The following is an 18,956-nucleotide window of genomic DNA, read 5'->3' as shown; positions in this document are numbered from 1 at the left end:
GTTCTCACTGCCGCCACCCGTTCCCCGTGGCGGTTAAATCCCCCAACCATTCGCAAGGATGCCCGCTGAAACGGGATGCGAATGTTAAAATCGGACCACTAGCGCATCTCGTTTGGAGCATGGACGCCGAGCACGGCGAGGCCGGAAGCCAGAACCGAGACGACGCCCTGAACCAGGGCAAGTCGCGCGATTGTTACTTCTGCATCATTCTGGATAATGAAGCGTAAATGAGGCATATCGCGCCCCTTGGTCCAAAGCGCGTGAAATTCACTCGCGAGATCATACAGGTAAAACGCGATTCGGTGTGGCTCATGTGCGACCGCCGCCGCTTCCACGATTCGCGGGTACAGCGCGATCTGCCGGATCAGGCTGAGTTCAACCGGATCGCTCAGACGCTCGATGTTCGCGCCGCGCAGGAACGCGACGCGCTCCGCTGCATTCTCCGGCAATGACGGAACCGTTTCACGCGCATTCTTGAAAATCGAATGCCCGCGTGCGTGCCCGTACTGCACGTAGAATACCGCGTTATCTTTCGACTGCTCGATCACCTTGGCGAGATCGAAATCGAGCACCGCGTCGTTCTTGCGAAACAGCATCATGAAGCGGACGGCATCGGAGCCGACCTCATCCACGACTTCACGCAGCGTGACGAAATCGCCGGAGCGCTTCGACATCTTCACCGGCTCGCCGTTGCGCAGCAGCTTGACGAGCTGCACGATCTTCACGTCCAGCGCGGCCTTGTCGGCGGTGACGGCTTTGATCGCCGCCTGCACGCGCTTGATGTAGCCGCCGTGGTCCGCGCCCCACACATCGACCATGTTGAGGAAGCCGCGGTCGAATTTGGTCTTGTGATAGGCGATGTCGGACGCGAAGTAAGTGTACGACCCATCCGATTTCTTCAGCGGACGATCGACGTCGTCGCCGAACGCAGTGGCTCGGAACAATGTCTGTTCGCGATCTTCATAATCCTCGACCGGCGCGCCTTTCGGCGGCGGCAGACGGCCCTCATAGACATCGCCCTTCGCACGCAGCTCAGCGATGGTCGCACCGACGCGGTCGTTGCCATTCTCATTGAGTGAGCGCTCTGAAAAGAACACATCGTGCCGGATGTTGAGCGCGGCAAGATCGCCCTTGATCATCTCCATCATCATGGCGATGGCTTTTGCGCGCACCAGCGGCAACCACTCAGCCTCGGATTGCTTCAGCAGCTTGTTGCCATGCTCCGCCGCAAGAGCCTTCCCGACCGGCACAAGATAGTCGCCTGGATAAAGGCCCTCGGGAATCTCGCCGATGGTTTCGCCGAGCGCTTCGCGATAACGCAGGAACGCGGAGCGCGCGAGGACATCCACCTGCGCGCCGGCATCGTTGATGTAATATTCCTTGGTGACGTCGTAGCCTGCGAATGACAGCAGGCTCGCCAGCGCATCGCCAAACACCGCGCCCCGGCAATGGCCGACATGCATCGGCCCTGTCGGATTGGCGGAGACGTACTCGACGTTGACCTTCTCGCGCGCGCCAACGGCGCGGCGGCCATAGCTCACGCCCTGCTCCAGCACGGATCGCAATGCACCGAACCAGGCGGAGGTCTTCAGGGTCAGATTAATGAAACCGGGTCCGGCCACATCGACACTTTCGACAATCGGATCGGCGCGCAGCTTGTCAGCGATCTTGTCGGCTAACTCGCGCGGCTTCGCCTTGGCGTCTTTGGCCAGCACCATCGCCGCGTTGGTCGCCATGTCGCCATGCGCAGCGTCTTTCGGCGGTTCAACCACGACGCGCGACAGGTCGATGCCCGCGGGGAGCGCCCCCTCGCCGCCGAGTGCCGCGCACACGGCATGCACGCGCGAAAGCACGTCGGCGAACAGATGCGGGGATTGGGCGAGAGAATTCATCTCAAGGATCCTGTGGAGCGCGCGTAAGTCGGCTGTTTCAGGCCGCCGCCTAACGTAAATCCGGGGTCGAGTCAAAAAGCCTCTGATGCTCGATAATGGCGTATCGGTCGGTCATTCCGGCAATGAAATCGCCGATCCGGCGGGACCGGCCGGCCTGATCGTGCGCGCCCTCATCGGGCAGCCATTCGGCGGGCAGATCGCCCGGTTCGGCCTGATAGCGCGCGAACAGATCGCGGACCACGGCCTCAGCGTCCCGCATGACGCTCATCACACGCTCATGGCGATACATCCGGATCTTCAGGAAACTTTTGACGGCCGCCTCCGCCCGTTCGGCATCCGCCGAAAACGCGACGATCACGCCGTTATGATTGCGGACATCCGCGACGCTCTGCGGCTGGACCGCCATGAGCCGCTTGCGCGTCTCCGAAAACACATCCTCGATCAGATAGGAGATCAGTTCGCGCACCAGTTCCGCGCCACGCCGGGTCTCATCGAGAACGGGATAGCGCGCCGTGATCACGGCATTGATGTCCGCGATCAGCGGAATCGCGCCGAGGTCATCGACCGTGAACAGCCCTGCCCGCAGTCCGTCGTCGATGTCATGGGCGTCGTAGGCGATATCGTCGGCGACGGCGGCGACCTCCGCTTCCAGCGAGGCGTAGCTCCACAATTCGAGATCGTGATACGCGACATATTCCGAGATGCCGACCGGCACGCCATGTTCGCGATAACGCCCGACCGGCTCGCCATTGCGGTCGATCAGCGGACCATTGTGCTTGACGATGCCTTCGAGGGATTCCCATGTCAGATTGAGACCGTCGAACTGCGGATAGCGCCGCTCCAGCAGCGTCACCACGCGCAGGCTCTGCGCATTGTGGTCGAACCCGCCATGCGCCCGCAGGCATTCGTCCAAAGCCCGCTCCCCGGCATGGCCGAACGGCGGATGGCCGAGGTCATGGGCCAGCGCCAGTGTCTCCGTCAGGTCCTCGTCGAGGCCGAGCTGCCGCGCCAGCGCGCGGGCGATCTGCGCAACCTCCAGCGTATGGGTCAGGCGGGTGCGGTAATGATCGCCTTCATGGAACACGAAAACCTGGGTTTTGTGCTTCAGGCGGCGGAAGGCGTTGGAATGAATGACCCGGTCGCAATCCCGGCGAAACGCGCTGCGGCGCAGGCTCGGCGGCTCGTTATAGCGCCTGCCCCGGCTCTGACCGGGGTCCGAGCCATAGACCGCAGGAGGGGCAGCCATTCCGACCGACATATGAATTATTCCGCTTTCGGTGTTTGATTCTGGCGCTCAGCGCACTTAACTATGCCACACGGGTATGTTCAAATACCCGTGTTTTCGGAGACTTATTATGACTGCCGTAGCGACCGAAACCGCCGCCAACGTCACGATATCGGAACGGGCCGCGAAGCGAATCGGCGCCATCCTCAAGTCGGAAGGCGACGGTGCGATGCTGCGCATCAGCGTCGAGGGCGGCGGCTGCTCCGGCTTCCAGTACAAATTCGATGTCGAGCGCGCCAAGGCGGACGACGATCTTGTGATCGAACGTGACAATGCCGTGGTGCTGGTGGACCCCTCATCCGTGCCGTTCCTGGCCGGATCGGAAGTAGACTTTGTCGATGACCTGATCGGCGCGTCATTCCGCGTGGTCAATCCGAACGCGACCGCCTCCTGCGGCTGCGGGACAAGTTTCTCGATTTAATTCGCTCACCACGAAATGGGACGTCACCCTGGGGTGCGCGCTCTTGCGCGCCTCGAAGGATAGCTGCATGTGCTGAACTCTCATCCTCCGAGGCTCGCCGAAAACGGCTCGCGCCTCAGGATGACGGGTAGTGCGCGGCTACTATTTCGCGGCGAACAGCCGCCGCGCGTTGCCGTGTGCAATCTGCCTGGCAACCGCTGGCGGCAATTGCTTCAGCCAGCCGCGATACTCAGCCATGATCGCACCGTAGCTCGACCAGCGTTCGCTGATCCAGGTGTCGGATCCGAGCAGAAAGCGATCCGGATACTTCTCGAACATCACCCGCCATTCCGGCGTGAGTTCGCCGCCGACGGTGATGCCACCGCGATAGGACAGTTCGCCCCAAAGCTGCGGATAGGTTGCCAGCATCGCCGCGACACGGCTCGGCGCGAGGCTGAAGCCGGTATGCGCCCAGATAATCTTCGCGCGGCCGTTGTGACGCATCAGAATCTCGACAGCTTCATCGTCGGCGTGGGCATGAAGATAGAGGTCGTTGGCGACCGCGAAGTCCACGGCCTTCTTGACCCACTCGGTGGCCGCGACTTTCCCCGACAGATGAAACTCGCCGATGCCCCGGTAATAACCACGCTTGTACTCGTCCTGCACCAGATCGAAGATCGTCGGGTCGTTGAACCAAGTCTGGATATCAGGGCGGACACGGTAAGGGCGAATGAACGGAACGACCCACAATCCGTCCGCCTTTGCCTCCATCAACGCGTGCGTGCCGGTATTGGGCCGGCTGGTGGCGAGAATGCCGGTGACGCGGTGCTTCTTGAACAGCGCGAGCACTTCGTCGACGCGGTAGAATGGCGTCGGCTCCCAGTTGTAATGTAAGTGCGCGTCGAAAATCTCGATCGGCTCCTCCGCCGCGCGAACCGGCATCACAGCCAGCCATGCGATGACCGCGATTGCAACGCACCATGCTGTCCTTGCCCGTCTCACACTCATCGGGGTTCTACTCGGCCGCCGCAACGCGCGGTGGCTTTACGTCCGGCTCGAGCAACGTCGGATCGAGACGGCGCTTCAGGCGGCGATCGATACGATCGAGATAGATGTAGATCACCGGCGTGATGTAAAGCGTCAGCAACTGGGAGACCAGAAGACCGCCGACGACGGCCACACCCAGCGGCTGACGCAGTTCCGCGCCCGCGCCCGCGCCCAGCGCAATGGGCAGTGTGCCGAAGATCGCCGCGAATGTCGTCATCATGATGGGCCGGAAGCGCAGCAGCGCCGCCTCGCGGATGGCGTGTTCAGCGCTGAGACCGACGGCGCGGCGCTCGATGGCGAAGTCCACCATCATGATGGCGTTCTTCTTCACGATGCCGACCAGCATGACGATGCCGATCATGGCGATCACCGACAGTTCCATTTTGAACAGCATCAGGGTCAGGATCGCGCCGATACCGGCGGACGGCAAGCCCGAGATGATCGTGATCGGATGGATGAAGCTCTCGTAGAGAATTCCAAGGATGACGAAGGCGGCGAACACTGCCGCGAGAATGAGAACGCCCTGCCCGCGCAGCGAATCCTGGAATACCTGCGCGGTGCCCGAGAATCCGGTGGCGATTGTCGCCGGCAGGTTCGAATCCTGTTCGATCTGCGTAATCTTGTCCACCGCGTAGCCGAGAGACGTCCCTGGCTGGAGATTGAACGAAATCGTCACCGCGGGTTGCTGGCCCTGATGATTGATCTGCAACGGCCCGACGGTGGGCACCATTTTCGCGACCGTCTCCAGCGGAATCGTTTGATTGTTCGCTGTCTTGACGTACAGCTTGGACAGATCCGTCGGATCGACCCGGAACTTCGGCTGCGCCTCCAGAATGATCTGGTAGTCGTTCGAGGGCATGTAGATCGTGCCCACCTGCCGCGCACCGTAGGCATTGAACAACTGGTTGCGGATCTGGTCGGCGGTCACGCCATAAACCGCGGCCTTTTCGCGATCGATCTCGACGGTCAACTGCGGGTTCTTGATGTAGAGATCGGTGGTGACGTCCAGCAGCCCCGGCACCTTGGCGATCCGGTCGCGCATCTCCGGCGCGGCGCGGTAGAGCGATTCCGTATCGCCGCTTTGCAGCGTGTACTGATACTGGCTCTTCGACGGACGCCCGCCGATATTGAGGTTCTGGATGCTCTGGAAGAAAGCCTGCAGCCCTGGCACCTGCAACGCCGTTTGTCTGAAGCGCGCAACGACCACCTGAACCGGCGCGCGTTCGTCTTTGTGTTTCAACCCGATGAACAACCGGCCGTAGTTCGTAGTGGCATTGGGACCACCCGAACCGACCGTGCTGTTGACGAACTCCACAGCGGGATCGGATCGCAAGGCATCGGCCAAAACCTTCTGCCGTTCGCTCATGGCAGCAAATGAGGTGTCGGTCGCAGCCTCCGTGATGCCGACGAGAAAGCCGGTGTCTTCCTGCGGGAAGAAGCCCTTCGGAACGATGATGTAAAGCCAGACGGTTGCGCCGAGCGTTGCCAGCGTGACCGCCAGCATCAAGGACTTGTAGGCAAGTACGCGATCAAGCGACCATTCGTAGGCTCGCAACCACGAACTGAACATCGCTTCGAACCACCGCAGTACGAAGTTTGGTTTGTGATGCGGATCATGAGCCTTCAGCACACGGGCGCAGAGCATCGGTGTCAGCGTCAGCGATACGAAGCCTGAGACAATAATAGCGACCGAAATCGTCACGGCGAATTCGCGGAATACGCGGCCGACGATGCCGCCCATCAGCAGGACCGGAATGAAAACCGCGATCAGCGAAAACGTAATCGACAGAATCGTGAAGCCGATCTCGCGCGCGCCTTTCAGGGCGGCCTCGTAAGGCTTCATCCCCTCCTCGATATGGCGCACGATGTTTTCAAGCATGACAATGGCGTCGTCGACAACGAATCCGACCGACAAGGTCAGCGCCAGCAGCGTCATGTTGTTGATGGAATAATCCAGCACATACATCACCGCGCAGGTGCCGAACAACGAGATCGGAACCGCAAGCGCAGGGATGAACGTCGCGGAGGCGGAACGCAGAAACAGGAAGATCACGACGATCACGAGACCGATTGCGATCAGCAGGGTCTCCTCGACGTCGGCCACCGACTCCCGAACCGATACGGAGCGATCGAGCATGACGTCCATCGTCACCGACGGCGGTATCTGCGCACGCAGCGAGGGCAGTTTCGCCCTGACGGCATCGACGACGGCAACGGTGTTGGCATCGGGCTGTTTCTGGATCGCGAGCACAATCGCGCGGCGGCCATTGAACCAGGTCGCGATCTTGTCGTTTTCGACGCTGTCGTAAATCTTCGCGACTTCGTCGAGTTTCACCGGAGAGCCGTTGCGCCATGCCACCACGACCTGCCGGTAATCGATGGCCTTGTTCAGTTGCGACGACGCTTGCAGGGCGATGTCCTGCTTGGGACCGTTGAGTGTACCGACCGGGGTCGAGGAGTTGGCGCGCGAGACGGCCGCCCGAATGTCTTCGAGCGAAAGCCCGCGTGCGGCGGCGACTTCCGGGTCAGCCTGTACGCGGATGGCGAATTTCTGCGCGCCGTAGATCAGCACCTGAGCGACGCCCGGAATCTGCGACAACGTCTGGCCGACGGTGATGTCGCCGTATTCATTGACCGTCGAGAGCGGAAGCGTCTCGGAGTTCATCGACAGGAACAGGATCGGAAACTCGGCCGGATTCACCTTCCGGAACGTCGGCGGAATAATCATTTCGACCGGGAGACGGCGCTGCGCCACCGTCAGCGCGGTCTGCACATCGAGTGCCGCGCCATCAATGCTGCGGTTCAGATCGAACTGAATCGTGATGGTCGTCGTTCCCTGCGACGAGCTTGACGACATCGAGGAAATGCCTGCGACGGTCGAGAGCTGACGCTCGATCGGGCCGGCGACGGAGGCAGCCATCGTGTCCGCGCTGGCGCCAGGCAAGGTCGCCGTGACGGCAATGGTCGGGAAGTCGACCTTGGGCAATGCCGAGACGGGCAACAGCCGGAAGCCAAACACGCCGAACGCGATGATCGACGCCGTCATCAGCGTCGTCATCACCGGCCTGCGGATGCAAAGCTCCGACAGATTCATGGATCAAGCTCCAGCCTTGCGGCTACGCGGCTCGACGGCCGTGCCGTTGGACAACAGCAATTGTCCGTCCACGACGATACTTTCCCCGCCTTCGAGGCCGCTGCCGATCACAGAGGTTCCTTCAAATGTGCGGCTAACCGTAACAGGCTGCACCTGCGCCTTGCCATCCTTGACGACGAACACGAAATTTCCGGTCTGGCTGCGCTGGACGCCGACAGACGGCACCACAACGGCTTCCTCGGTCCGAACAGTCAGCTTCGTGTTGACCAGAATGCCCGGCCACAGAAGCTCGCTCTCGTTGCCCATCTTGCCGCGCACGATCGCCATTCCCGTGGTCGGGTCGACGGTGTTCTCGACCATCGCGATGGTGCCGGTTTCCGATTTCTCGCTGCCGGGAAGCGAAGCCGTGACGGAGGATTGCCCGGTCTTCATCGCGTCGCGCAAATCGCTCAGCACACGCTGCGGAATTGCGAAGGTCACATACACCGGCGCCATCTGATTGATGGTCGCAAGCGGTGACGTATCCGCCGGCCGGACGAAGTTTCCAACCTTGACGGTAGCGGCACTGATCCGGCCGCTGATGGGCGCCGTGATCTTCGTATAACTTTTCTGGACCTTCAGATTATCCAGAATGGCCTGATCGGCCCGAATGATCGCGGTCGCGGTGTCCGCGGCGGTCTTCGCATTGTCGACATTGACCTGCGTGGTTGCGCCCTTGCCGATCAGTTCGTTGAAACGTCTCACATCGCGCTCGGCGGCGACGAGTTGCGATTGGGACCGTGCGAGATTGCCTTCCGCCTGCGCGATCTGCGCATCGATTTGACGCGAGTCCAGCGTGAACAGCAGATCGCCCTCCTTCACGCGCGCGCCGTCCTCGAAATGAACCCCGACGATGGTGGTCTCGACGCGGGATTTCAGCGCAACGCTCGAAATCGGCGTCACCGCACCGATCGCATCCACATCGAGTGGGACCGGCTTCTTCTCAGCCTTGGCGATTTCGACCGACACAGCACGGGGCCGCGGCGGGGCCTGCGCCGTGGTCGCGCCGCTCGTCCACATCGAGCGGATCGCATAGAGCGCGACGGCCGCAATGACGACGCCCGCAATGAGTAAAATACGCCGTTTGGAAATATCTTTAATCATGCCGACTCTCAGGCTCAGGATTCAGGCTGCGCAAACACGCCGAGCAGCCACCGTTTCCCCAACCCCATGGTGCTGGTTTTCCAGCGTTATTTGTATTCGGCTTATCACAGCCGCATCGCTCGTGGTACGGCATGCAGGCGGATTCTTTGGAATAATGGCCACGTAACTAACGGAAATGACCATGCGGATCGCCACCTGGAATGTTAACTCCGTGCGACAGCGGCTCGATCACCTGCTGACTTGGCTCAAGGAACGGTCTCCCGACATCGTCTGCCTGCAAGAGATCAAGTGCGTGGATGAGGCGTTTCCGCGAGAGCCGATCGAAGCGCTCGGCTACCACGTGGTGACCCACGGCCAGAAGACATTCAATGGCGTGGCGCTCCTCTCAAAGTATCGATTCGACGAAACCACACCGCGCCTGGGCGGCGACGCCGATGATCTGCATGCCCGCTTTCTTGAGGGGGTGGTGTCGCATGCAAACGGCTCGCTGCGGATCGCGTGCCTCTATCTGCCCAACGGAAATCCTCCCAATACAGATAAATATCCGTATAAAATCAAATGGATGGATAGGCTTCTTCAATATTCAAAAGAGCAATTGAAAGGCGAGCAACCGCTGGTGCTGGCGGGTGATTTCAATGTCATTCCCGCCAACGGCGACGTCTACAATCCGGCCGCCTGGGCCAATGATGCGCTGTTCCTGCCGGAGACGCGCGAGCGCTTCCGCGCCCTGCTCAACCTCGGTCTGACTGACGCGATACGCGCGGTTTCGGACCAGCCCGGTCAGTATACGTTCTGGGACTATCAGGCCGGCGCATGGCCAAAGAACAACGGCATCCGGATCGACCACCTGCTGCTGTCGCCGCAGGCCAGCGACCTGCTTATCGATGCCGGGATCGATCGCCACGTCAGGGGATGGGAAAAAGCATCAGATCACGTTCCGGTGTGGATCGATCTGGATCTGAATTGAGCAGCGCCGCAGGGCGATGCCCGCGGGTTGGTTCCGAGCAACTGACACATTTAGCGAATGTGGCGTGTGGGGATGCATGCGATTCGCTTGCACCGCGCCCCGTCATGATGGCTTGCCCCGTCCGGCCAGAAAGCTCCGCATACCGTCGTGCAGTTCGCCGGTGGCAAAGCTGAGATGGAATAAGCGACGCTCCAGCCTGATGCCCTCTTCCAATCCTATGGACACGGCCCGATCAACCGCCTCCTTGGCGAAACGCGTGGCGAAAAGTGATCTCGCCGCGATATGCTGGGCGATCTCCGTGCCAACCGCCAAAGCCTGCCCCGGAGTAACCACCCGGCTGATGAGCCCGATCCTCTCGGCTTCAGGTGCCTCGATCAGCCGTCCGGTCAAAACGAGATCCATCGCCTTGGCGCGGCCGACCGCACGGGCGAGCCGTTGCGTGCCTCCGGCACCGGAGAGCGTGCCGAGCATGATCTCCGGATGTCCAAAGCGCGCATTCTCGGCGGCAACGACAATGTCGCACATCTCGATCAATTCGCAGCCACCGCCGAGTGCATAGCCTTCAACAGCGGCAACGACCGGCTTGGCGCAGTTCGCCAGGCGATCGCAGCAGCCGGAGAAATTGTCTGCCAGAGCTTTGGCCAAGGTCATGTCCGTCATCTCTGTGATGTCTGCCCCGGCGCAAAATGGCGGGCCGCCGGTCAGGAGAATAACGCGCACCTCCGGATCGGCCTCCAGATTCTCGAGACTCGTTGCGAGTGCGCGGATCAGAGCGAGCGACAATGCGTTGCGTGCAGTTGGCCTGTTCAGCGCGATTTGCGCAACGCCTTCAGCGGTCGTGATGTCGAGCATCCGGATCGTCTCCACGAAACATGTAACAACACTAGCAGAATCGCGTGATTCAGGTAAAATCGATTGATATTTTTAAATCATAGAGAAAACCTATGAATGTCCAGCAGCTGCGCTATTTCCTGACGATGATGGAAACCGGTTCGGTATCCCGAGCCGCGGCGCTTTCCGCGGTTACGCAGCCGACGCTGTCGGCTTCGCTCAAGCGCCTCGAAGAGCATTTCGGCACGAAGCTGTTTGCCCCTGACGGCAGGGGTCTGAGGCCGCTACCCGCCGCGAGACAATTGGAGACGCATGTTCGCGCTGCGCTGAAAGCCATCTCCGACGCGCGTCATGCAATGACCGCCCCTGCACCGCGCCCTTTGCGGATCGGACTGCTGCCGAGCCTTGCACCGGTGTGGCTCGCGTCGCTGACCAAGGCATGCGACGGTGAGGCGTATATCTACGAAGCCTCTGCCGAGGAGTTGAGTGCGCAGCTTTCAAGCGGGCGTCTCGATCTCGCGCTGACGACGCTGCCGGGCGGTTCAAAACTGCGGCGTCGCGCGATCATGCGTGAGGCGTATCAGCTCTTCGTCGGACCGGCCCACGAATTCGCGGGCCGCCGCCGTGTCTCGGTGGCCGATCTGCGCGGACAACCCTATGTGCTTCGGGAGTGCTGTGAACTGCTCGGCAACGGCAAACGCCTCCTGCATGCTGCCGGCGTTCAGCTCAGGATCGTCGCAAAGGTGCGACAGGAAGCAAGCGCGGCCGCGCTGGTGCGGGCTGGCGTCGGCGTTACTCTCGCCGCGCGGAGCTGGGCCGAGCCGGGCATCGTGGGTGTCGAGGTGAGCGATCTGTCTCTGGAGCGCGACGTTTTCGTTGCGTGGAAAGCGAAGGAAGTCGCCAAGGCCGCTACTGCAATTGCCACGCGACTGGGAGCGCAAGCGCCGCGGACAGGTCCATTGGTGCAGTAATTGGAAAACTACACGCAGTCGAAGAGGACGTTCTCTGTCCGATCAGTCCCGGCGGCCCTGCACCCAGCGCTCGAGCATCTGCAAGGCCATCGCCCGGTCATCTTCGGATGCCTTGGCGAGCGCGGTCTTATAGCTGTCCCTGATCCACGTTTCGTCCGGCGTAGCGCCGTCCTGCGCCAGGGTCAGCCACATCAGGCCGCGCGCCGCCTGACGCTGCAAACGGTCGCCGTTGAACAACATCTGCCCGAGCAGCGCCTGTGCCTGATGCTGCCCCTTGCGCGCTGCCAACCCGAGCCAGCGAATGCCATACTTGGCATCGCGCGGCATGCCGACACCGTCGAGGTACATGCGCGCCAGATTGTACTGGGCTTCGGCATTGCCGAAATACGACGCGGCGTAGGAGAACATTTCCCGCGCCCGCTCCGGATCGGCCTTTACGCGGGAGTTCGGAATTCCGGACACGTAGTAGCGGCCAAGCGCCACAAACGCGTTGGCAACGATCGTCGCCTGCGGCGCCGACGGGCTGTCTTCCGCGTGCGCGTTCGCGATCTTGCTAAAATAATCGTAAGCGCGCAGATCGTCCTGCGCGACGCCGTCGCCCTTGGCGTACATGCGACCGAGTTTCCACTGCGCAATCGGATGCCCGCCTTCGGCGGCATACTGAAGGGCCGTTAGCGAGGCAGCAGGAGCAGCCTGCGGAATATCGGCTGGCGGAACAGGCTTCTTGATGAGACCGATGCCGCCGGGAGCGGCAACCATCGGCAACACGGCTTCCTGCCCGCCCGGCTGCGTGCCCTCAAAGGCAAAGGCCGGACCTGCCGCGAAAAGCGCGACAGCCAGAGCACCAGCAATACCGATGCGCTCAGATGTCCGCATAACACACCTTCTCGGCTGCCCCGCCGGGATGAGTCACCGCGCCCTTGATCGCCGGTCCCACCTGCTGGGCATATTTCCAAAGCACGCCGGAACCGACCGAGGTTTCACGCGGCTTCCACGCCTTCCTGCGTTCGGCCAACTCTGCATCTGTCAGCTTGACGTGGAGTGTGCCGTTGACCGCATCAAGTTCGATGATATCGCCATCCCGGATCAGTCCGATCGGGCCGCCGACGGCAGCCTCCGGTCCGACATGGCCAACGCAGAAACCGCGGGTGGCGCCGGAAAAGCGGCCGTCCGTAATCAGGGCGACCTTGCCGCCCATGCCCTGGCCGGTGAGAGCCGCCGTTGTCTGGAGCATTTCCCGCATGCCGGGGCCGCCCTTGGGGCCCTCGTAGCGGATCACGATGACGTCGCCTTCCTTGTAGGTTTTCCTGTTCACGGATTCGAACGCGTCTTCTTCGCAATCGAAGCAACGCGCGGGCCCTGTGAACTTCAACACCGACATTCCAGCGACTTTCACGATCGCGCCATCCGGCGCGAGATTGCCTTTCATGCCGACAACGCCACCGGTCACGGTGATCGGCTTATCGGCTGAATGCACCACGTCCTGGTGAGGATTCCATTTCACGCTCTTGAGGTTGTCGGCGATTGTCCGTCCGGTGACCGTCATGCAGTCGCCGTGCAAGTAACCGTTGTCCAAGAGCGTCTTCATCAGAAGCGGTATTCCACCAGCCTCGAACATATCTTTGGCGACATAACGACCGCCCGGCTTCAAATCCGCGATATACGGTGTCTTTTTGAAGATTTCGGCAACGTCGAACAGATCGAATTCGATTCCGCATTCGTGCGCCATGGCCGGTAGATGCAGCGCAGCATTAGTCGAGCCGCCCGACGCCGCCACGACTGCCGCCGCGTTTTCCAAGGACTTACGGGTAACGATGTCGCGCGGACGGATGTTCAGCGCGATCAATTCCATGATCTTCTCGCCCGCGGCCATGCAAAAGGCGTCGCGGATTTCGTAAGGTGCCGGTGCGCCAGCCGAATACGGTAAGGCAAGGCCGATCGCTTCGGAGACCGTCGCCATGGTGTTGGCGGTAAACTGGGCGCCGCAGGCACCGGCGGACGGGCATGCCACCCGCTCGATTTCGTCCAGGTCCTCGTCGGACATTTCGCCGACCGAGTGCTTCCCGACCGCCTCGAACATGTCCTGGACGGTGACCTGCTGGCCCCGAAAATTGCCGGGCAGGATCGAGCCGCCGTAGATGAAGATCGACGGCACGTTGAGGCGCAGCATCGCCATCATCATGCCGGGCAAGGATTTGTCGCAACCCGCGAGCCCGATCAGGGCGTCATAAGCATGGCCACGGACGGTCAATTCCACTGAGTCCGCAATGGTTTCGCGCGACGGGAGTGACGACCGCATCCCCTCATGCCCCATGGCGATGCCGTCGGTGACGGTAATGGTGCAGAACTCGCGGGGGGTGCCGTTTGCGGAAGCAACGCCCTTTTTGGCGGCCTGCGCCTGACGCATCAGGGAAATGTTGCAGGGAGCCGCCTCATTCCAGCAGGACGCCACGCCGACGAACGGCTGGTGGATCTGCTCGGTGGTGAGGCCCATGGCATAGAGGTAGGAGCGATGGGGAGCGCGCGCGGGACCTTCCGTGACATAACGGCTTGGAAGTCGCGCCTTGATGTTACTCTTCGCGTCCATCGTGAACCTTGTCCCGCAGCCGCCCCGAGGACCAGAAAACCCCTAAAAATGGGAGGTTCTTCCAATGCCTTCGCGAATGCCGTGGCGTTTAGCCTACGGAATAATGATCTCATGGAGGCGTGTGGCTAAATAGCGGCGCGCGCAAGCGCTTGCTGGTGCGACGGTTAAATGTTCACGAAGTGTTGTAGGCGCGCAACATTCGTTGCGCCGCGGCAACGATACCGCGACGGCCCCCAATCGAAGATTGAGAGCCGCGCGAGCGGTTAGCGCTGACCGCGTATCATGCGCCAGGCAAACAGCAGGATCACCGCGCCAATCGCAGCGGAAATGAGCGTCCGCCAGAAGCCGAACACCGGCACTTCCCCGATTTCCGCGAGCTTTGCGCCCACGAACGATCCCGCGATGCCGACCAGAATGTTGGTGAAAATACCATGGTTGGATGAGGTCACCCGCTCCGCGATCCAGCCGGCGATGGCGCCGATCAGGAGCATGGTGAAGAAACCAACTCCCGGCTGGCTGAAAAATGCCTGTGCGTCCATCGGTACCCCCACCCACGAATTCCACCCGGAATCGTCCGACCGTGCCGGAGCTTAACGCACTTCAGTGACGTTTCGAAAGCCCACGAGGCTGGAAGCCCTCCAGCCTGAGATGTTCAGCTATCTGCGCTGGCCGGTAGTCACAAGCGCCCGTGCATGCACTACTGTTGCCATTGTATCGAAACGCTACCTTCAAGAACTTCGATTGCTTTCAACCAAGCCCCGTGAACAGAGCGGGATGTATGCCAGCCGGCCTTCTGAAAGTACTTTTTCGTACCTGCAATGGAATCCAAATCGACCATCGACCATCCGCGTGCAGAGGCCCGAGTACGTATCGTGTCAACTATTCGAATTCCGGTAACTTTCAGTTTGGGCTTGCGACCGCGAAGCCCAATATGTCGAGCTTTACCGGCGATCTGGCCCCACGACATTCCTGGAAAGGCAGCGATTAGTTCGGGCGTGGTGGCTGAAAGATACAAGCTTCGCAGCCGCCTGACTTCGTTGGCTGTCCAGACATGCCGACGTTTTACAATACCCAGATGACGGACTCGGTTTCTTAACGCGTAATACGTTCGCCGTCGCAAAGCTCTGCGAAGAGCTCCATAGTCTGGATAAAGAGCAGCAACGACTGCATCTTCTTTTGCCGTCCAGAGAAAATGCCCGCGAGGCGTCCTTCCAGCCCGGCGTATCCGACGTCGCGCCGCTTCTGCCATAGCCGCATACCTTGCTGCGTATCGCAAATCCATGCGCAGATACTGCGGAAAAACGGCCAAGACTGTGTGACGGCAAACGCTTGATCTCTAATGGCCCCCACAATCCACAGGATAGCCCTCACATGTTCAGCACACGCCCATAGGCATCGAGCACAGCTTCCTTCATCGTTTCCGAGATCGTCGGATGCGGGAAGATGGTGTGGAAGAGTTCTTCCTCGGTGGTCTCGAGATTCATTGCGACCACGAAGCCCTGAATGAGTTCGGTGACCTCCGAACCGACCATGTGCGCGCCGAGCAACTGGCCGGTCTTCTTGTCGAAGATCACCTTTACCATGCCCTGGTCTTCGCCCTGAGCGATGGCCTTGCCGTTGCCGACGAACGGGAAGCGGCCGACGCGGATGTCCTTGCCCGCCTCTTTCGCCTTCGCCTCGGTCAGGCCGACCGATGCGATTTGTGGATGGCAATAGGTGCAGCCGGGAATAAGTGTCTTGTCCATCGGATGCGGGTGAAGACCTTTGATCGCTTCGACACATATGACGCCTTCATGCTCGGCCTTGTGCGCAAGCATGGGCGGGCCCGCGACATCGCCGATGGCGTATATGCCGGGCACGTTGGTCTTGCCGTAGCCGTCGATGACGATGCAGCCGCGATCGGTCTTCACCCCGAGCTTCTCGAGCCCGAAGCCTTCGATGTTACCGACGACGCCGACTGCCGAGATCACGCGATCCACTTCGAGCGTCACCGGCTTCTTGCCGTCGTCGATGGTGGCGACCACGCTGTCGGCTTTCTTCTCGAGCTTGGTGACCTTGGTGTTGGCGAGAACCTTGATGCCCTGTTTCTCGAACTGCTTGCGCGCGAAGCCCGCGATCTCGGCGTCTTCAACCGGCAGGATCTGCGGCAACACTTCAACCACCGTCACTTCGGTACCCATGGTGCGATAGAACGAGGCGAACTCGATGCCGATGGCGCCGGAGCCGACGACCAGCAGCGACTTCGGCATCTTGTCGGGGTTCATCGCCTCGAAATAGGTCCAGACCAGTTTCTTGTCCGGCTCCAGACCCGGCAGCACGCGCGGACGCGCGCCGGTCGCGACAATGATGTGCTTGGCGGTGTAAGCGCCCTCGCCCAGCGCGCCCTTGGGCGCAGCCGCCTCAGTCTTCTTCACCGTGAACTTGCCGCCACCGTCCAGCGTCGCCTCGCCCCAGATGATCGTGATCTTGTTCTTGTTCATCAGGAATTCGACGCCGCCGTTGAGGCGCTTCACCACGCCGCGCGAGCGCGCGATCACGGCTTTCGGATCGAACGAGACGTTGTCCGCCGACAGCCCGTAATCCTTGGCATGCTTCATGTAGTGATAGATTTCGGCCGAGCGCAGCAGCGCCTTGGTCGGGATGCAGCCCCAGTTGTTGCAGATGCCGCCGAGATACACCTTCTCGACAATGGCCGTCTTGAAGCCAAGCTGCGCGGCGCGGATGGCCGTGACATAACCGCCTGGACCTGAACCAATCACAACAACGTCGAAAGATGTGTCAGCCATTTTAAGTTCTTCTCGATTCGAGCCGTCCTGCAAAACGCCGAAGCATGGCCCATGGGAGGATCAATGTCAGGATGATGGGAACAACAATCTGCAACATTTCCTGAATGTCGGTCTCGCGAAGCTCATGAAACTCGCGAACCGAGATATCGGAATACTTTACGCCCACGACCAGCAACAGGAAGGACACCAGCGGCACCAGTAACGCGATATTCAAGGCGCGCGCGCCGCTCTTCCAGGACACCGCCGCGGTAAAGCAGATCAGCGCAACGACGCTGAAAACCGGCGTAGAGATCAGCCCCGCTATCAATGTCATTGAACAGGCAAGCCCCTCACCCGGGCACGGACGCAGCAGACCGGCGACAACCCCGAACGCGAGAGCCACAGCAAGACCGAACGCGCAGGCGAGTACGATAATCCCAAACCGGCGCATGCGCGCTCCCGGCCTACACCACCATCATGACGGGATTTTCAATCAGCTTCTTGAACGCTGTGATCAGCTCGGCGCCGAGCGCGCCGTCGATGGCACGGTGATCGCAGGACAGCGTCACGCTCATCATGGACGCCGCAACGATCTGGCCGCCCCGCACCACAGCCCTGTCTTCGCTCGTACCAACGGCAAGGATCGACGACTGCGGCGGATTGATCACCGCGGTGAAGTCCTTGATGCCGTACATGCCGAGGTTCGACACCGACGACGTTCCGCCCTGATATTCGTTCGGCTTGAGCTTCTTGGCCTTGGCGCGCGCGGCAAGATCCTTCATCTCGTTGGAGATCGCCGACAGGGTCTTGAGCTCCGCCTGACGGATGATCGGGGTGATCAGGCCGAACGGCAACGCCACTGCGACACCAATGTCGGAATGCTTGTGACGAAGCATCGCCGCTTCGGTCCACGACACGTTTGCTTCTGGAATCTTCTGCAGCGCGATCCCCATCGCCTTGATCACGAAGTCGTTGACCGAGAGCTTGTAGAGCGGCTTGCCATCTGCATTCTTGCCTGCCGCCGCGTTGATCTCCTCACGCGCCGCATTGAGTTTGCCGAGGTCGCAGTCCACCGTCAGGTAGAAAGTCGGCATCGAATTGGTCGCAGCGGTGAGACGCTGCGCGATGGTCCGGCGCATCGAGTCGTGCGGCACGCTCTCGTAACCGCCCTCCTCATACAGCGCGAGGATCTGCTGATCGGACATCGCCGGTGCGCCGACAGCGCCAGTCCCGGCGGCTGGAGCGCCAGCGCTGGCTGCGGGCTTGAGCCCCTTGCCGGATTTGGCTTCGTCAATATCGCGCGCGACCACGCGGCCGTGCGGTCCCGAACCGGTGACGCGGGACAGATCGATCCCGGCTTCCTTGGCTAGACGGCGGGCCAGCGGCGAGGAGAAAATACGCGCGCCGTTGGATTGCGCGGTCCCCCCACCCGGCGCGGCTTTCGCCGCGCCACCCTCCCCACCAAGGGGGGAGGGAGAAACTTGCGGAGCCGGCGCGGACCTTGCTGCTGCTTCAGACTTCACTGCGGAAACGGCTTTGGACGCTGATGCCGCGGCCTCTTTCCCTCCCCCCGCTTGCGATAGGGAGGGTGGCGGCGCAGACGCCTGCCCCGCTCCCGCAGCCTTCACGTCCTCGCCATCGCTCGCAAGCACCGCAATGATATTGTTGACGGGCACGTCCTGCGTGCCTTCCGGCACGAGGATCTTCGCGATGGTGCCCTCGTCGACGGCCTCGACTTCCATCGTCGCCTTGTCGGTCTCGATCTCGGCGATCACGTCGCCGGACTTGACCTTGTCGCCTTCCTTCTTGAGCCACTTGGAAAGGTTGCCCTTCTCCATGGTGGGAGACAGCGCAGGCATCAGAATGTTGATCGGCATGATACGAGTGTCCCGAATCCGAAGTTCGTCTCATTGTGCAGCGCCCTCCGTTACGAACTTCGGATTCGAAGGGACACTCGCAAATCTATTTTGTCCA

At 61.1% G+C, this 18,956-nt stretch carries 15 protein-coding genes; 3 read left to right on the top strand and 12 right to left on the bottom strand.

All coding sequences use genetic code 11. The features are described from left to right. Positions 1-98: 98 nt before the first annotated feature. Both argS and AC1Q6J_RS11270 read right to left on the bottom strand, forming a co-directional pair. Complete coding sequence (argS, locus tag AC1Q6J_RS11275) at positions 99-1,892, bottom strand: arginine--tRNA ligase (RefSeq protein ID WP_492279405.1); 1,794 nt, start codon at positions 1,890-1,892, stop codon at positions 99-101. A 49-nt stretch (positions 1,893-1,941) separates the two neighbouring features. Then, positions 1,942-3,150, bottom strand: a complete 1,209-nt coding sequence (locus AC1Q6J_RS11270) for a deoxyguanosinetriphosphate triphosphohydrolase (protein ID WP_492279404.1) — start codon at positions 3,148-3,150, stop codon at positions 1,942-1,944. A gap of 97 nt (positions 3,151-3,247) precedes the next feature. On the opposite strand from AC1Q6J_RS11270, the gene erpA reads away from it, so the two are divergent. Continuing rightward, positions 3,248-3,598, top strand: coding sequence for an iron-sulfur cluster insertion protein ErpA (gene erpA / locus AC1Q6J_RS11265; protein WP_492279403.1), 351 nt, complete (start codon positions 3,248-3,250; stop codon positions 3,596-3,598). 141 nt (positions 3,599-3,739) lie between these two features. Here erpA and AC1Q6J_RS11260 read toward each other — a convergent pair whose 3' ends face one another. From AC1Q6J_RS11260 to AC1Q6J_RS11250, 3 genes are read right to left on the bottom strand one after another with little or no spacing between them, the layout of a single operon-like run. Further along, on the bottom strand, positions 3,740-4,585 hold the full coding sequence (locus tag AC1Q6J_RS11260; protein ID WP_492279402.1) for an amidohydrolase family protein: 846 nt from the start codon (positions 4,583-4,585) through the stop codon (positions 3,740-3,742). A gap of 7 nt (positions 4,586-4,592) precedes the next feature. Beyond that, complete coding sequence (locus tag AC1Q6J_RS11255) at positions 4,593-7,718, bottom strand: efflux RND transporter permease subunit (RefSeq protein WP_492279401.1); 3,126 nt, start codon at positions 7,716-7,718, stop codon at positions 4,593-4,595. A 3-nt stretch (positions 7,719-7,721) separates the two neighbouring features. After that, the gene (locus AC1Q6J_RS11250; RefSeq protein WP_492279400.1) at positions 7,722-8,861 is read right to left on the bottom strand and encodes an efflux RND transporter periplasmic adaptor subunit; all 1,140 of its coding nucleotides are present in this window, start codon (positions 8,859-8,861) and stop codon (positions 7,722-7,724) included. A gap of 181 nt (positions 8,862-9,042) precedes the next feature. On the opposite strand from AC1Q6J_RS11250, the gene xth reads away from it, so the two are divergent. After that, positions 9,043-9,828, top strand: a complete 786-nt coding sequence (gene xth, locus AC1Q6J_RS11245; protein WP_492279399.1) for an exodeoxyribonuclease III — start codon at positions 9,043-9,045, stop codon at positions 9,826-9,828. Between the two features lie 102 nt (positions 9,829-9,930). Here xth and AC1Q6J_RS11240 read toward each other — a convergent pair whose 3' ends face one another. Further along, positions 9,931-10,680 carry an enoyl-CoA hydratase-related protein gene (locus AC1Q6J_RS11240; protein WP_492279398.1) on the bottom strand — a complete coding sequence of 250 codons (750 nt, stop codon included), beginning with the start codon at positions 10,678-10,680 and terminating at the stop codon, positions 9,931-9,933. A 92-nt stretch (positions 10,681-10,772) separates the two neighbouring features. Here AC1Q6J_RS11240 and AC1Q6J_RS11235 point away from each other — a divergent pair, with 92 nt between their 5' ends. Continuing rightward, on the top strand, positions 10,773-11,630 hold the full coding sequence (locus tag AC1Q6J_RS11235) for a LysR family transcriptional regulator (RefSeq protein WP_492279397.1): 858 nt from the start codon (positions 10,773-10,775) through the stop codon (positions 11,628-11,630). A gap of 42 nt (positions 11,631-11,672) precedes the next feature. Here the strand turns inward: AC1Q6J_RS11235 and AC1Q6J_RS11230 are convergent, their stop codons facing one another. The 6 genes from AC1Q6J_RS11230 to AC1Q6J_RS11205 form a co-directional block, all read right to left on the bottom strand. Further along, entirely contained in the window at positions 11,673-12,506 is an 834-nt protein-coding gene (locus tag AC1Q6J_RS11230; RefSeq protein ID WP_492279396.1) for a tetratricopeptide repeat protein, read from the bottom strand. Beyond that, the gene (gene ilvD / locus AC1Q6J_RS11225) at positions 12,493-14,217 is read right to left on the bottom strand and encodes a dihydroxy-acid dehydratase (RefSeq protein ID WP_492279395.1); all 1,725 of its coding nucleotides are present in this window, start codon (positions 14,215-14,217) and stop codon (positions 12,493-12,495) included. The genes AC1Q6J_RS11230 and ilvD overlap by 14 nt, the downstream gene beginning before the upstream one ends. Before the next feature lie 263 nt (positions 14,218-14,480). After that, on the bottom strand, positions 14,481-14,756 hold the full coding sequence (locus tag AC1Q6J_RS11220; protein WP_492279394.1) for a GlsB/YeaQ/YmgE family stress response membrane protein: 276 nt from the start codon (positions 14,754-14,756) through the stop codon (positions 14,481-14,483). Positions 14,757-15,584: 828 nt separating this feature from the next. After that, entirely contained in the window at positions 15,585-17,003 is a 1,419-nt protein-coding gene (gene lpdA, locus AC1Q6J_RS11215) for a dihydrolipoyl dehydrogenase (RefSeq protein ID WP_492279393.1), read from the bottom strand. Between the two features lies 1 nt (position 17,004). After that, entirely contained in the window at positions 17,005-17,433 is a 429-nt protein-coding gene (locus tag AC1Q6J_RS11210; protein ID WP_492279392.1) for a hypothetical protein, read from the bottom strand. Positions 17,434-17,446: 13 nt separating this feature from the next. Then, a complete protein-coding gene (locus tag AC1Q6J_RS11205; protein ID WP_492279391.1) occupies positions 17,447-18,859 on the bottom strand; it encodes a pyruvate dehydrogenase complex dihydrolipoamide acetyltransferase in 1,413 nt (470 codons plus the stop codon). Positions 18,860-18,956 lie beyond the last annotated feature (97 nt).

Source organism: Afipia sp. MLSD5-FHT05B12 (assembly GCF_058793355.1).
The sequence above is the reverse complement of the archived record's forward strand: the minus strand, read 5'-3'. Positions and strand labels throughout refer to the sequence as shown.

Coding starts and splice junctions, on each gene's coding strand:
- ilvD (WP_492279395.1), bottom strand. CDS start 14,217: ATGGACGCGAAGAGTAACATCAAGGCGCGACTTCCAAGCCGTTATGTC.
- AC1Q6J_RS11250 (WP_492279400.1), bottom strand. CDS start 8,861: ATGATTAAAGATATTTCCAAACGGCGTATTTTACTCATTGCGGGCGTC.
- erpA (WP_492279403.1), top strand. CDS start 3,248: ATGACTGCCGTAGCGACCGAAACCGCCGCCAACGTCACGATATCGGAA.
- AC1Q6J_RS11210 (WP_492279392.1), bottom strand. CDS start 17,433: ATGCGCCGGTTTGGGATTATCGTACTCGCCTGCGCGTTCGGTCTTGCT.
- AC1Q6J_RS11260 (WP_492279402.1), bottom strand. CDS start 4,585: ATGAGTGTGAGACGGGCAAGGACAGCATGGTGCGTTGCAATCGCGGTC.
- AC1Q6J_RS11255 (WP_492279401.1), bottom strand. CDS start 7,718: ATGAATCTGTCGGAGCTTTGCATCCGCAGGCCGGTGATGACGACGCTG.
- AC1Q6J_RS11270 (WP_492279404.1), bottom strand. CDS start 3,150: ATGTCGGTCGGAATGGCTGCCCCTCCTGCGGTCTATGGCTCGGACCCC.
- xth (WP_492279399.1), top strand. CDS start 9,043: ATGCGGATCGCCACCTGGAATGTTAACTCCGTGCGACAGCGGCTCGAT.
- AC1Q6J_RS11235 (WP_492279397.1), top strand. CDS start 10,773: ATGAATGTCCAGCAGCTGCGCTATTTCCTGACGATGATGGAAACCGGT.
- AC1Q6J_RS11230 (WP_492279396.1), bottom strand. CDS start 12,506: ATGCGGACATCTGAGCGCATCGGTATTGCTGGTGCTCTGGCTGTCGCG.
- AC1Q6J_RS11240 (WP_492279398.1), bottom strand. CDS start 10,680: ATGCTCGACATCACGACCGCTGAAGGCGTTGCGCAAATCGCGCTGAAC.
- AC1Q6J_RS11205 (WP_492279391.1), bottom strand. CDS start 18,859: ATGCCGATCAACATTCTGATGCCTGCGCTGTCTCCCACCATGGAGAAG.
- AC1Q6J_RS11220 (WP_492279394.1), bottom strand. CDS start 14,756: ATGGACGCACAGGCATTTTTCAGCCAGCCGGGAGTTGGTTTCTTCACC.
- lpdA (WP_492279393.1), bottom strand. CDS start 17,003: ATGGCTGACACATCTTTCGACGTTGTTGTGATTGGTTCAGGTCCAGGC.
- argS (WP_492279405.1), bottom strand. CDS start 1,892: ATGAATTCTCTCGCCCAATCCCCGCATCTGTTCGCCGACGTGCTTTCG.